Source organism: Nitrosovibrio sp. Nv4 (genome assembly GCF_900215485.1).
In the GTDB taxonomy this organism is placed as follows: Bacteria; Pseudomonadota; Gammaproteobacteria; order Burkholderiales; family Nitrosomonadaceae; genus Nitrosospira.
Genome location: NZ_OCMZ01000001.1, coordinates 1,090,841 through 1,105,267 on the forward strand (window position 1 = coordinate 1,090,841; position 14,427 = coordinate 1,105,267).

Genomic DNA, 14,427 nt, shown 5'->3' on the forward strand with positions numbered 1-14,427 from the left:
TGGCATGGGTGGCGGGTGGATGGAGGAGGAGGTAAGCGGTCCTCGTTTTTATTGCGAACTGAAATCAGGAATATGTCATGAAAAGCGGAACTGAAATAATAAAGTTGTCGAACTATACGTACGTTTGGAGCGCGCTGATAACTTTATTCTGCGTTTCAGCGAGCGCGTGGGCTGTAGGGGAGAGCGAACTTATCACTGCAGCCGGCAAGGGGGATCTTGTCCGGGTCAACGCACTGGTCGCTGCCAAGGCCAATGTGAATGCCACGGTGGATGGCGGCACAACCGCGTTGATAGCGGCATCGCAAAATGGCTACGAAGAGGTGGTACAAACGCTGCTCGAAGCCAAGGCAGACGTAAACGCCAAGACAGACAACTGTACTACCGCATTGATGCGGGCGTCGCAAAAAGGCCACGAACAGGTAGTGCAAGAGTTGCTTGCCGCTAAAGCCGATGTGAATGCGAGGAGGAGCGATGGCATCACTGTATTGATGCAGGCGTCGCAGGAGGGACACCAGCAAATAGTGAAGATGCTGCTGGAAGCCGGGGCCGATGTGAATGCCCGGTTGGACAATGGCGGCACTGCATTAATGCTGGCGTCGCAGGTCGGGCATCCCGGCGTGGTACAGGCATTGCTCGCCGGCAAGGCCCGTGTGAATGCAAAAGCAGGTAACGGCGTCACAGCGCTGATGCTGGCATCGAAATATCGCCACCAGGAGGTGGTAAAGCTCCTTAAGAAGGCAGGTGCCAAATGATAAGGCGCAGATAATAGTTCAGCAAACCCGGCGCACCATTCCGGGAATCATGACCTACCTGCTCTACCTGCCCTGTGCATATCTGTCCCCCTACGCCCGCCATTCCCGAGTGTCCGGTAGAAATTTGAGGTAGAAATAAAAACTTGGCTAAATAAAATACGCATTAGGGAAATGCCCTGTCTATAATAAATTGTCGTTTACTTTTTAAATCAAGCCGCAACCTTACATTCCTTACCTAGCTCCCAAGGGGGTGACATGTTCCCATACTCAGACCCGGCAGGACGAAATTTCCTTGGTAACAGTGCCGTAGCCGATGTTTTTCAGCAGCAGATGCAGGGGTTCTATGACACATTTGCGCGTCGTGTCAATTCCGGTTTCACCTGGCTCGAAGCGTTCGATCAGCTGTCCGGCAGTCAGGCGCGCCAGGAGGTGAGTGTAGATTGGTCGTCATTTCCCATAACGGCACAGGCGACCGATGCGTTGATAGATCGTGACCGTTTCGAGCACCAGGACGAGTACGTGGAATGGCGCACGGGAACAAATGGGGACGGGTTGGCGCAGGTAACGTTTACCACGGAATTTCCAGAATACTTTGAAGCCTTTGCCGGGCTCGGTTTCAACGATTTGGTGAACGCCGTTCAGGATGTGATGCCCGGCGCAAACCCGACGACGGAAGAACTGTTTGGCCAGGGATTCGACCCTGCTTCCAGTCCGCCTCTCGGGCGGGCACGGATGTTTCGAGCTCATCTGCAGGAAAACCCATGGAATAACGGAGAAAAAGGGATACTCTGCCTGACCCAGCGCTTTAATACGCTTAATGCATTGTTCAATTTACTCGCAGCATGCAGTGTTCGCAGAACGCAAGGTACTCCCGAAAATACCTGTTCACTCGTGGGAGCGGCGTGCGGACCCGCACGAAGTTCTGATCCCGCATTGTGTGCTACAGCACAGCGAAGCGTCCGGGGTAATCTGGGATTGAGTTTGCGCGACCCGACGGGCGTGCGGATTGTAAAATTGGATGGGGTCTGGAGGATCAATAATAGTCCGATAGACATCAACGATCCTGCCCAAAATCAGGGGAGCTGGGTAGTGAGCCGGAACGCACGGCGAGCGGTCCTGACTATCGCGGCCGGATTGACCGTGGACGGAAATCCAGTTAGAACCGGAGCGCAAATTGCGCGTAAGCTCCAGGTTGCAGCCGACGTTCTGGCAGCGCCAAACGCGGCGCTTCCCGAATGGGCGCGCGTCGGTGTCGAGTCCAGTTCGCGCGGGCCAGAGTGATTGGAATGGGTGTCTGGCGAAAATTTGTTGGGATACTTGACCAATTTCGGGTACGGGTTACCGGAATAATACGAGGACGCGCCATTGTCGTTGCCGGATTATTCGTATTGGTCGCGCCCGGTTTCGCGTATGCGCAGTCATCCACGCTGCAATTCAAGCAGACAAGGAATGAATCTCAACCCAAGTTATTGACGGCTGCGGAAATTGCCGACCTTGGTGATCCATTCTTCAACCTGCTGCTGAAGGATAAGGCCGACAAGGTGACGCTCACGGACGTGCAGAACGCGATACAGCCCAACGCTGCTAACCGGCATTTATTCGTGGTTAGCGAACGCATCGTCCAGACCGTAAAGGCGGGATCCCGGCGCGCCGTGTTAGCGTTCGACGGTACGAATGGCGGCGAGTCGCTCAAGGGTAACGTGATGTTGTCACTCTCGTTTGGACCGAACGGTTTCCCGGAAGACAGCGAGATTGAAGCGTGGGGCTGGGATGATCAACGAGGGCGATACAACTATTACAAGCTGGATTCCGCCGGCTCGTCGACAGATGCGATGATATGGAAGTTTCGGGGGTCATCGGAAAAAGCAGACTTGCAAACCCCCTCGGAACGAGCGGGAACCTGCCTGCGATGTCATGTGGTGGGTGCGCCGATCATGAAGGAGCTGTTTTTTCCCTGGAATAATTGGCATGCGGGAGTAGGGGGAAGTTTTGTAGCGGACTATCTCGACCGGAACTCGCCCAATCCAAACAAATGGCCCGCGGCCAACACGCGTCCCTTCCAGCGACTTTCCACGGCAGACAAGCTTGAGGCCGACTTTCTCATTCCCACGTTCAAGCGGTTTAACAGCTCGCGTCTGAACGCAGCACTGAAGCGCGATGATGGAAATGCGGCCCCTTCGGTTTCCTCTACGGGACGAATGACGGTGCTGGAAGGCAGCCGCCTGCTGAGGCCCTTGTTTCAAACGACTGAAATCAACCTGATTTCATCCCGCAGCACATCAGGAATACATCCCTTCGGGAGTGCAGCCGACTTTGTCCCGGAACTCGACATGCAAATCCCAACGTCATTCTTCCTCAACACTCAACTGATTGCGGGGGGCGGCACGGGAGGACTGGGCGGGCTCAAACTGACCGATGCAAACGCGTTTTCCACATTCGCCAAACTGAGTCAACAGGAGAATAAAGAGCTTGTTGAGAAGTTCAAGCTCCTTTTGGATGGAGTGCGAGGTGACACCCATTTCGGCTGGTTTGTGCCGGAAGCCAGTTTTGTAGAGAACGATCTTATCGATCAGGCGCTTCAACTCGGCGTTATTACGCCACACTTCCTTGCCGCCGTACTGGCCGTAGATCTGGAGGCGCCCGTTTTTTCGGTCAAGCGCGCCGAGTTGCTGAAGTTCGTGCCGGATCAGTTCGAGTTTATCCCCATAGCTCCCGGGGTAGATCCAACAACTATACCGCGAGATGCTGCGAAGGACTTTCTCACAAAAGAGGTGATCTCTCGCATCAATCAAACTAATCCGGCACAGGGCACAACCGCTGACGAGTTCCGCAAACTGCTGACCTCGGCGGACGCCATTGCTGAACTGCAGAAGCGGATAACGGCCTATACAAAAAGGGTCAAGGCCGTGCTCGATCCAGCAAGCGCCGACAAGCGGAAGGATGAGCTGGAGCGTTTATACAGCTTGCTGGTGGAGCGGCGGCTTCTCATGGAAGCGCACGCTGTCCTTCAAAATCTGGATGAAACTGATGGTCAGCTACTCTTTCCACTGCCAAGCGGAGGCTGAGAAAATGTGAGGGCGCATTTGAAATTTATTTCCTTCAGCTAGCAGCCTGCGGGATTTGAAGAATCGAAGCGAAAAAGTGACCAGCCAGACGTTTTTGCCGTCGATTTGCTTTAGGTCCGGCAGGCCGCCAGGAAGGAGGACATGAAACAAGCGACATTTGTCATCCGACGCGTGTGGATCGGCGCGGCAATAGCAGCTGCTGCGGTGGCAATCTCTATCTCGTTGCCCACCGCTCTTGCGCAGACGCCCATTGCTTCTGCTCCGACAGCATCGCCGGTGCTCGATAATGCCGGGTTCTATTCAGGCGAATCCGGTTTCAATGCCTCGGAGCGAGCGGGCCGCGAGATCTGGTATAAGGCCACCGCCGGGAATAGCCGGTTCTACACCTACGTATTTCCGCAACGACTCAATGTGCTGATTGACTGGTATCGCGTGCTTAACGCGAATGAGCACCATGATCGGTTCGCAGCATGGGGCATCATCAATGATCCTGAGTGCTGTACACCCGGCGCCATGGGCTGTCCGGCGAAAAATCTTGAAGACACCTATGGGTTCGAATGGTGCCCCGGCGATGAGGAATTACTCAAGTACGTCGGGCATTCGGGCTACCGGGATCCGGCATGCGACTACAAGGACGCGCCACCCAGCATGACCCACCCGCATCATATGGTCAAGGATCAGCGCCAGTCTGCCTGCGATCTCGCCTTTGGCACCTCAACCGGCGCCATCGGTTTCCGCAAGTTTCCCAACCCCCGTTTTGACAAGGCGCAATGGATCAGGGTAAACGGAGGTCTCGCGAGTTGGGACGGATACCGCCATTCCTCCGAGAAAGAACCCCATTCAAGTGACAGCGAGCTGGGTCGTCTTGCGGATGGTTCAATCGAGCCACCGTTTCTGATTGGCATCACCTGCGCGTCCTGTCATGCCTCATTCAACCCGTTAAAACCTCCCAAAGATACCGCCAATCCAAAACAGGAAAACATCAGGGCCATTGTCGGCAACCAGTATTCGCGGATCTCCGAGGTGCTTACCTCCGGCATGCCGGGCACTACGCTCGAGGTGCAGATATTTTCGCATGCGCGGCCCGGAACGTCGGACACCTCGGCGATCGCTACTGATCAGGTACACAATCCCGGTACGACGAACGCAATTATCCATACTCAGACCCGCCCCAAATTCGAAAACAAGCAGGTCACCCGGTGGCGCAAGGTTACAACCTGTTCGGCTGGCGATCCGGACTGTTGGTGCGAGCCAGGCCGCGACAGCAAGTGCTGGCAGCGGGGCGCCGAGGCCGCTACGGTACACCACCTCTTGAAAGGCGGCGAGGACTCGATCGGTGCACTCGAGGCAATTCAAAGGGTTTACTTCAACATTGGAGGATGTTCGGAACAGTGCTGGGCTAATCACTTGACGGACCTGCGCCAGCTCGACCCACGACGCCGCAACTTTGGCCAGACACCGTTCGATATTGGACAGTGCCGGCGCGATTGCGCAAATTTCCGCGCCATTGAGGACCGGCTGGAGAACATCCATGACTTTCTCCTATCGAGGGAGGGCGATGCCACCGATCTTGCGCGAGCCCGCGAACTCGCGTTGCACGAGTCTGATGCCACGGCCACCTACACGGTGGCGGATCTTGAACGTGACCTGAACAAGCAGTTCGGGAATAACGCAGTGATGCGCGGCCGCAGGGTATTTGCCGACAAGTGCGCGCGGTGCCATTCGTCTATTTCAGAGCTGACCGGCGGCGCATTCCGGAGTCGCGATTTCAGGGCGCTGAACCTCAACGGCATGCGCGCCGACTGGTTGGGCTCTGACCAGGCCCTATTCGCCTCCGAAGTTGGTACCCATCGCTGTCGTTCGCTCCACTCGAATCATATGACCGGCAACATCTGGGAGGAATATGGCTCTGAGACGCTTCGTGCGCGGCCGCCGGATCCGAACATTCGTGAGCCGCACGACGGTGGCCGGGGCTACTACCGCAACATCTCGCTGCTGTCTCTTTGGGCACATGCTCCGTTTCTGCACAATAATTCCGTCGGTCCGGAGCTTTGCGGAAATCCGGCCAACAAGACAAACGATTTCTACCGGTCCCCCTATGTGGACGCGAACAGGCAGGCGCTACCCGCGGACAAAGCGCCGGGCTGCTGGGGGTACGACCCGAGCATCGAGGGTCGTTTCAAACTCTACGTTGCTTCAATGCAGGCTCTGCTCAATCCGCGGGAGCGCGTGCCGAAGCTCACCCGTCTGAGTAATGATGTACGCATGGCGCTAGGGCCGCGGATTTGGGATGGAAAAGAAGGGCGGTTGCTCGGCCTTACCCTGGAACTGCCGGCCGGTGTCAGCGTCGGGGGTGTTGCGAGCTTCCAGCACAAGATTTTCGTGAATGACATGATTCTCTCAAGGCTCAAACCGGACGTCATTGATGAGAAGCTCGCCAGGCAGTTCGGCGAAGTGGAGGGTAAAAAAATTGCCGCGGAGTTGCGTTCATTGGCCGGCAAGATCGCAAAGGAGCCGGATCGCATGGTCGAGGCCATCCGGGGCTTTCCAGACCTCGTGGCAATCTACAGTTCATGCACCGCCAGTATAGAGAATGATGGCCATCGCTTTGGAGAGGACTTGTCCGATAGTGACAAGAACGCGCTCATCGCCTTCCTCGCGACACTCTAGGGGTGAGATCCTGATGAAAGGAATGATCATTGTTTGTGCGGGCGTTATGCTTGCGGCCTGCAAAGGTCTGCCGCCTTCCGAGATCAAGTTCGGCCGTTATGGCGAGCTTCACGCAAGCAAGCCCGATTTTGCCCGAGTGGAGCATGAGTTCCCGCTCGCTCTCGCCGATTTTGCGAAGCTCACCCCCGAAACTCTCAGCGCCTATGACCAGGAGCAGATCGACCAGATCTATGCTCGCCTCGCTGCCGGCGCTATCCCCGATGGATTGTTCGATGGCAGCGCGTTTTCCCCAAAAGACACCTCTGGCAACAGGCTCGCCGCCGGATTCGCGGATGGCTTACCGGATATTGCCGCCAGGATTAAAACGACAAAATTCGAGCTTCTCCGCAAATACCTCTGGAGTAAGAAGGTCTTCTATCGTGATAGCCGCCTGGCCCGAAACCGCGTCGAGAACATGGCGTCGCTTGAGCATCTTGTCAGCGGAGACCTGAAGACAGTTCCCACGATCACCGTGAACGGGCAGAAACAATGGTTGATGTTTCCGGCGCGTCTCTATTGCGGGCAAAGCCTGCTCGATTCACGTCGCGAGTCGATAATCATCGATTATTCCTATAACGAGGAGATTCCCGGCTACCGGGAGCGTCCTGACTCTCTGGCAGGACGGCGCGGCATGCAGGTGCGCGACGAGATCCGTATGATACGGCCGGGCTTCTATCTCGGCCGCGCTTATCTCGGCAAGATTTTTCTACTCAACTTCACGCTCTACAATAAGGAACTGGCCGAACGCCACGCACCGGAGTATCCGAAGACGGGTAAAACCCGGCAGGATTGCTGGCCAGGGGAGCAGGCCAGATCAGCAGTTCACCGGTAAAGAAAGGGAAAGGTAAAGGCATGCGCTGCATTGGCGTGGCTCTAATGATCGCCCTGGTCTACATTTCGGGTGCAGCCGCCAGCGATGGTTGCTTCCCGGCATGCGAGAAGGCGATCTGGGCTGTCGATCCCGCAAAGCCTGGCCCGCTGCTCCCGCCAACGGGCCGCTCACTTTTTGATTTTATCGCAGCCGACGGCATTCCGTTTCCATTTGAAGCCCTGGTGCGGAAGGTCGAAGCGCGCATCGGATGCACGGACGGAGCATGCACGACTCCCGTGCTGATCCCGCTCGGCCGTTCGCTGCAGCAGACCGCTGCAGCGCCTGACTTCTTCGAATACCCGCGCGCTGTTGTCGCGGTAACAGGCGAGGGCGCGGGCCCGATGTTTGCCCGGGATCGGTTATATCTGGCTTATCAGGAGAAGATGAACCTGATCGAGGTGATCAGCTACAACGAGACAGCCGCGCGCTTTGAATTTCAACTGGTGCGCAACTACCGGAAGGACAACACGCCGCGACTGGTTTACGCGAACCGGAATATATGCATCGCATGCCATCAGAATCATTCCCCGATTTTCTCGCGGCAAGTATGGGATGAGACCAACGCGAATCCCAAGGTAGCGGAAAAGCTTTCGCAGGTGAGAGAGCGGTTCTATGGAATCCCTGTGCATCGCGGCATTGATCTGCCGGATATTATTGACAAGGCGACCGACCGGGCAAACCTTATTGGCGTGACTCAGCGCATCTGGCGGGAAGCATGCGATGTGGCCTGCCGCGCTTTGGCGATCACAGCTGCGGTGCAGTATCGTCTGTCGGGAGGACGCATCTTCGATGTAAGCGCTCTCGCGCAGACCCTCTCGCCTGGATTTGCCGCGCGATGGCCGGCCGGCCTCGCGATACCAAATCCGGATCTTCCTAACCGTGATCCGCTCGCATTTCCGCCCAGCACCCGAGGCGTGGCGCAGTCCCATGTCATCGCGGTGTTCGATCCGTTAGCGCCCCGTGCACCGCTTGAGACATGGATAGCGAGCGATCGACTGCTTGCACGCCGCTTCGTTGTGGGATTAGCCGACCTCATAGCCGAGAGAGATATACACGATCTTGATGCATGGCTTGCACGCCATGCCACTCAGGCAGCGCGACGGATACATACTGCTCCTTGCAGGCTCTCTGGAGAACGATACGACTGCGCAGGCGAGTTCACGCTGCGCGGGGGCAGGAACTTTGTCGATGCGCTGGCAATCGGTGATGAGCCATCGCTTCATTTTTCGCTCAAGAACGGGATTGCAACAAGCCGTGGCTTACGAGCCCGCACGGCGGACGGCAACCTGATCGAGCGGATTACCGTGACTCAAGAACGCGGCAAGGCAGAAGCCACCGTTGCTGTTGTCGAAGACTTTGCCAATATACGCGCGATAATTGCAAAATTTAACTGGTCTGATGTACCGATCAACCGTATGCCGCTGCGCCTGGCGCTTGGTCTCGATACCCAGGATATATGTTGCCAGACAGCGGTTTTACTTGAGCCGGCACAGGCCGACCTTGAACCGGCGGGTCCCGTTCTCGAGCCTGGCACCGCGTTCAAGAAGGCATGCGGTGCATGTCATCTGACGGTCGAGCGTTTTCCGCCCAACTTCCTTGCAGGTGATGAGCGCAGGGTTAACACAAACCTCGCGCAGTGCGCGCCCAGGATCTTCGTGCGCCTCTCAATGTGGCAAACTGCAGTCGCTTCCCGCGACAAGGTGCCAATGCCGCCGCCGCTCGCGTCTCGCAAAGGCAGCCCTTGGGTCCAGACCGTGCCTCATCCGTCTATCGCCGTGCTGCGAAATACCGTTGCGGAGTGGTTGCGCGCCGAAACGGGGCAGGTGCCCGATGCCGCGGCAATGGTCGCGTATGGTTACGAGAATCTGCGCCGCTGCCTGCCGCCCGCCGACGCCACTGCCCCATCGGGAGTACCGGAACGGACAGAACAGAGTAACCAATGATCTTTTTAACCTTATGATTTGCCGCTCGCCGAAACTCCGCTGAGTACGTGCTCAGGGTGCCAGATATGGCAGACGCGCGTGCCGCGTCCCTCAGAAGTGGCCGCCGTTCGTTTGGTTTGGTGTTTGGTAACGCAGAATCATAACTTTACGGGATTATAACTTGGGGCCGCTTATGAAGCGTTCCCAGCCCGCGTCCTCCAAAATTACATCGCTTGCTTTTTCGCTAATCATATAGATAGATGAAGCAATGAAGAACCCCGGTATTTTAGGGAAAACCGAGGCATCCACGATTCTCAGATTTCGGGTTCCGTGCACCCGAAATCGACTATCCACAACCGCCATCTTGTCGCTGGCAGGTCCCATCTTGCAACTGCAGGAAGCATGGTGCCCCCAGGCCTGATTCCTGATGAAGTCGCGTATGTCTTCGCGGCTTCTGACTTCTGGTCCGGGCAGCACCTCCTCGTCGACGACGTCCTCGCATCGTTTGATGATATTTCGAACCGTTTCCACCCCGGCAACAAGTGATTCCATATCCTCCCCGGCATTGGTGCCTTCGGAGAAATAATGGAAATTGATGTCAGGCACGTCCCGGGGATCCCCGGAACGAAGCGTGACGCGCCCGGCGGTGTTGGCGGTATGTCCCTTTAGAATGGCCCAGGTAAAGGCGTTTTCCGCCTTGCTGATATCCTTGGAGTAGCCGGGATAATAGCCCCGAAAATCGCCGATCAGGCCAAAAATAAATAAATCCGGGTCCGGGCGTTCGGGAAACGAGCGTTTCATGAGCGCTAGCGTAGCGCCATTGGTACTGTACGGTCCTTCCTGGCGGAGCCACTGGGTGAACTGCGGATCGGGGGTTTCGCCTGGCGCGGGACAGCGAAGTTCCATCCCCTCTATCAAGGGAATGTTTTGCTTCAGCCGCGTTACCACTCCTACTTCATACCGGTCTTGAAGGTTTTCTCCCACTCCAGGCAGGTCCACTTTGACTTCAATTTCATGCACCGCCAACTCTTCCCGGGGGCCGATCCCCGAGAGCTTGAGCAACTGCGGCGTATTGAATGCGCCTGCCGAGACAATCACTTCCCGTTCCGCAAGCACGGTTTCCGTCATTCCGGGAGTCGCCAATTCATGCCTGGGATCGGCGCGATACTGATGAGCGCCAGCCAGATACTCCACTCCGTAAGCCCTGTTTTGGCCATCAAGCAGGATGCGCTGAGCCAATGCGTGGGTTCTTACCTCAAGATAACCCGGACATTGCTCACGAACTCGCGATATATACTCCCGTGTTCCCATCCTCCGCGCGTTCTGCGTAGTGATCGGTATCTTGCACAGGCCCTCGGGTTTCCTGCGGATAAAACGCCAATCGTTGGGGTCGCCGTGAGTCCTCAATTTAAGCAGAGTCCGTTTGACAGGGTTGATAATGCTGCGTAGAGATTCTGCCAGCGCGGCTTTCGCAAGCTTCCTCAAGACTTTGTCGTTCAGCAGCATTTCGCGTTCGGCCAGGTTGGTCGGCAACCAGCCCTCGAATCCGTGCCGGCTCTCCGGTCCTTCGAACCTGCTCGCGTATTCGCAGTGTTCCAGGCGCTTGAAATACTTATGCATATTCTCACTGCGCCAGGATGCGTCTCCTGTCAACTCGGCAATGTTGTCCCAATCACTATTGTGGGGATAAATCAGTATCATGGCGTTGTGCGCGGTACACCCGCCTAGCGTCCCGGAACGGGGATAGAGGACGCCGTTCTGCTCAGCGCTGAACTTGTCGTCCAATTTCTGCCGGTCGTTGTCAGCATAGTGGCGTACGAAAAAATCCCAGCGGAGGGCCTCATGTTCCGACGCATGCGCATGAAAGGCGGGAACATAATATTCGCAAGGGTTCTCCTCTCCTCCTGCTTCCAGCAGCAACACGCGGAAACCTTTCAGGGCGAGATTACAGGCAAGCGGTCCCCCCCCCGCACCGGAGCCAATCACAATATAATCGTATTTCTTGCCGGAAGATGGCGGGCAATCCAGGGGACCGAACGGCCGCGATGATCCCTTCCAGAGAAGGGAGGTGCATCCCGTCAGAAGGGTGCTTGCGCCCGACAGCAGTACGGCGCCGAACTTGATAAAACTACGCCGGGAGATCAAGGATGAAACCCAGAAGTATTTTCAGCAACGGCCTTCAAAGGACGGTTCTGAAATCATTATAAAGAAAACCTTCTTGTGGCGCCGGCGGATGCATATATTTGCATTTTCTCCCTTCGACAACGCGCACGGGGGCGCACCAGCCTCATGATTACATAGTCTTGAGGAACTCGATCAATGCCCGTTTGTCGCTCTCACCGAGGGCCGGCCGACCTTCATCTGCGGGAAGGTAATCCGTTCCAAAGTAATGTCCCCGGTTCACAACAAAGTCCGGGCACTTGCTCACACCAAGTAGAGGATCGACAAGATCGGCGTAAACCTTCCGCAGTTCCTCGTCCGTAATCCGGTCGGGATTTATTTTGGTCAGGATAAGGTCCCCAAGATGCCCTTTGAGTTTCTTAAGGAGAGGCTTGACCTCGTCGCCCCTCTTTTCCAGGTCCAGATTGGATAACAGACTGACAGGAGTGCCGGCGGGTATCGGTCCAAGGTTCAGTACGCCGTCCCGGATGGGTACCCTGACATACCAGGGGAGATAACCCTCCGGTATCAGCACCCAGCTCCTTGCCCAGGTTCGGTCGATAATGCCAGGTACCTCCTTGCCGGATCGGGTAAGGTAAGTGCGGTCCTGGCAACTATTTCTCCCCTCATCCCCGTATTCCTCAGTGTAATGATCAGTCACAGCATACAAATCTTTTTGATCGCAATAGCGCTTCTCTGGCCAGAGTAGTTGCTCTATACCGCTGTCGAAGGATTTCATCCTGTCCTCTACCGAACCTGAGGGATAGAACTTCCCCAGGGTGTTGTTCAGCAGGAACGGCGCCGTTGACCAGAGGCTTGCCAGGGAAGCCGGTCTAATGTAGCCGCGGCCGCCACCGGGCATGGGGTATGCCTGAGGCTCCCGCGTTACCGGATGATGAATCGTAGTGCTGCCAACCGAAGGCAACTTCTTATAGGAGGTGGATGAGAAATTATCCCAGGTATCGCCCTCGAGAGCATTTGTGGCGAGGGAAGCACAGACGTTGGTTTCGAGTAGCGTGACTGGTATCCGCAGGTCGGTAGAGAGGAAATTGTCGTCGAGGAAATCTTCTTTTAATACTATCTCCTTCATTTGTTCTCTGAACTCGTCAGTTTTGGTCCAGTTCCAGTACTGGTTCCAGCAATTCATATAACCCGGACCGACACAGCCATCGTTGCCGAAGAATTTCACTGCTTTCTCGGGAAGCTTGCTCGAGTGGCAGCCGGCGCAGTTCTCTGCAAACACTTCCTTGCCGCGTTTCAGGGTGCTTGCGTCAGTGGTCAAATAGCGCTCGCCTCCCGGCGCTTCCTTCAAATAATCCGGCCTGCTGGCGGCGAGGAAAAACAAGGATGTGTCCAGCGTCTGATTCTCCGTTGCCCTCCAATAGCTGGAATTCTTTCCCGCGGTCGCAATCGGGAAAGGAGTAAACGGCTTTCCTCCAATCAGCGGATTGAAGTGCTGGAGCCATTCCTCGCTGAAAAGACCGATGTTCACGAAAACCCGGTTTAAAGCACCCAACGCTCCCACCGAATCTGCACCATCCTTGAGAACCAGCGGTGTAGCCACTCTATCCGGACTTTTAAAAAACTCTCTCAGCACGCTATCGGGAGGAATCTCGTAGTCATTAAACTGTTTATTGTTCAGTTCACCCCCCGTCAGTTTTTCATACCCCCAGCGGAGAGCATTCTTCATGCGGGGTCCGAGGTTGTAAATCGCGTTCATGGTACGGGGATTGTTCATATAATCGGTTGAGATCAGAGAAGTATCCAATGCACCAGGTCGATTAGTGCTGAGAAACTGATAGGCAAAGCTGTTCTTATCGGCCTCGTAGGCGAACACCCGATCGAACCAGAAATATTGTGCCCCCGGGTTCGAATTGAGATTACTCCATTCCGGGTTCTCGGGATCCCTCGGCGGATTGGAAGGGTTCGGACCCACATGACAGAATCCGCAGGACATGCCTACCCGATAAGGCTTGACCAGGTTGGCATCGTTATAATATGCAGGATCGGTATAAAATCGTTCGGGGTCCCACCGCTTTTTCGCGGTTTCATCAAAATCGGGATTGGGGAACAATCGTAGTCCTACGATGCCACTTGCGTAACCGTAGTAGGAACCGATCGGTACTGTCTTGCCACGTGCGCCGATCTTGACGCCCGGGTATTTTTGCTCATTCTCAAAAGGATCCGACGCACAGTCAGGATCGCGCGCATCCAGGTAAAGGCCAAAGCGATCGCTGCGGCCTATCGGTTTACCCTGCGCATCGGTGTTCTTCTTGAAGCATGGTTCATTGACGAGACCAAACCAATACCAGCGATTATCTCGGCTGTATCCCGGATTTTTTATAAGACTGGGATGGTTTGAAAGGACCTTCAGCAGATCGAAACTTCCCTCGCTGTTGATATTGAGATGATCCCAGAATTTATCGTTGCCCCCCGTCCAGACGATCCAGTTGTTTCGACCTCTGACCACCGCTTTTACGGCCTCCTCGGGCGTGCGGGAGATACCCGGCACAAATGGTTCCAGCGCGGAGACAACCTTATCCGGCTGCTGGCTGATGCCATAGTCCATATCTTTGAAGTAATCCTCGTCCGCCGCAGGAAAGCTTTCCGCCGATCTTTTCACACATTGCGCCTCGTCTTTGACGGCGCCTGCCGTCGCGTACGCACCCTCGATACACTCGGTCGCGATCCAGGGAGGGCGCTTGTAAGCGCAACCGGCAATGGATATAACCAGTCCCGTTGCAATGAGAGTGATAGCAGCTATTCCGGATTTCATAGCAGCCTCCTGCGATAAATCAGATGTTGGTTTAGCTGGAGCCTATATTGGACGTGTTGGAAGTACCTCAATCAAACGCTAAGCTACATTGCGGGAAACCGTGTCAAGCAATACATATTGCATATTGGCGTATGCACTCGGCTCTCGCATCCTCTTCAGATCGTGGGAACGT

General features: G+C 55.7%; 8 protein-coding genes. 6 read left to right on the plus strand and 2 right to left on the minus strand.

Translation table 11 applies throughout. The features are described from left to right. Nucleotides 1-77: 77 nt before the first annotated feature. From CRO05_RS04895 to CRO05_RS04920, 6 genes are all read left to right on the plus strand, one after another. Complete coding sequence (locus tag CRO05_RS04895) at nucleotides 78-752, plus strand: ankyrin repeat domain-containing protein (protein ID WP_097066055.1); 675 nt, start codon at nucleotides 78-80, stop codon at nucleotides 750-752. 255 nt (nucleotides 753-1,007) lie between these two features. After that, a complete protein-coding gene (locus CRO05_RS04900; RefSeq protein WP_097066056.1) occupies nucleotides 1,008-2,033 on the plus strand; it encodes a hypothetical protein in 1,026 nt (341 codons plus the stop codon). 5 nt (nucleotides 2,034-2,038) lie between these two features. Then, complete coding sequence (locus tag CRO05_RS04905) at nucleotides 2,039-3,817, plus strand: hypothetical protein (RefSeq protein ID WP_097066057.1); 1,779 nt, start codon at nucleotides 2,039-2,041, stop codon at nucleotides 3,815-3,817. 141 nt (nucleotides 3,818-3,958) lie between these two features. Beyond that, entirely contained in the window at nucleotides 3,959-6,487 is a 2,529-nt protein-coding gene (locus tag CRO05_RS04910; protein WP_200814301.1) for a cytochrome c, read from the plus strand. 13 nt (nucleotides 6,488-6,500) lie between these two features. Beyond that, nucleotides 6,501-7,358, plus strand: a complete 858-nt coding sequence (locus tag CRO05_RS04915; RefSeq protein WP_097066058.1) for a hypothetical protein — start codon at nucleotides 6,501-6,503, stop codon at nucleotides 7,356-7,358. A 20-nt stretch (nucleotides 7,359-7,378) separates the two neighbouring features. Next, nucleotides 7,379-9,340: a hypothetical protein gene (locus tag CRO05_RS04920; RefSeq protein ID WP_097066059.1), complete on the plus strand. Its 1,962-nt coding sequence runs from the start codon at nucleotides 7,379-7,381 to the stop codon at nucleotides 9,338-9,340. 153 nt (nucleotides 9,341-9,493) lie between these two features. Here CRO05_RS04920 and CRO05_RS04925 read toward each other — a convergent pair whose 3' ends face one another. Both CRO05_RS04925 and CRO05_RS04930 read right to left on the minus strand, forming a co-directional pair. Further along, nucleotides 9,494-11,464: a GMC oxidoreductase gene (locus CRO05_RS04925; RefSeq protein ID WP_235001290.1), complete on the minus strand. Its 1,971-nt coding sequence runs from the start codon at nucleotides 11,462-11,464 to the stop codon at nucleotides 9,494-9,496. 148 nt (nucleotides 11,465-11,612) lie between these two features. Continuing rightward, on the minus strand, nucleotides 11,613-14,255 hold the full coding sequence (locus CRO05_RS04930) for a hypothetical protein (protein WP_097066060.1): 2,643 nt from the start codon (nucleotides 14,253-14,255) through the stop codon (nucleotides 11,613-11,615). Nucleotides 14,256-14,427 lie beyond the last annotated feature (172 nt).

What these genes read in the sequence shown, in the direction of transcription:
- CRO05_RS04910 (WP_200814301.1), top strand. Translation starts at nt 3,959, where the DNA reads ATGAAACAAGCGACATTTGTCATCCGACGCGTGTGGATCGGCGCGGCA.
- CRO05_RS04905 (WP_097066057.1), top strand. Translation starts at nt 2,039, where the DNA reads ATGGGTGTCTGGCGAAAATTTGTTGGGATACTTGACCAATTTCGGGTA.
- CRO05_RS04895 (WP_097066055.1), top strand. Translation starts at nt 78, where the DNA reads ATGAAAAGCGGAACTGAAATAATAAAGTTGTCGAACTATACGTACGTT.
- CRO05_RS04930 (WP_097066060.1), bottom strand. Translation starts at nt 14,255, where the DNA reads ATGAAATCCGGAATAGCTGCTATCACTCTCATTGCAACGGGACTGGTT.
- CRO05_RS04920 (WP_097066059.1), top strand. Translation starts at nt 7,379, where the DNA reads ATGCGCTGCATTGGCGTGGCTCTAATGATCGCCCTGGTCTACATTTCG.
- CRO05_RS04915 (WP_097066058.1), top strand. Translation starts at nt 6,501, where the DNA reads ATGAAAGGAATGATCATTGTTTGTGCGGGCGTTATGCTTGCGGCCTGC.
- CRO05_RS04900 (WP_097066056.1), top strand. Translation starts at nt 1,008, where the DNA reads ATGTTCCCATACTCAGACCCGGCAGGACGAAATTTCCTTGGTAACAGT.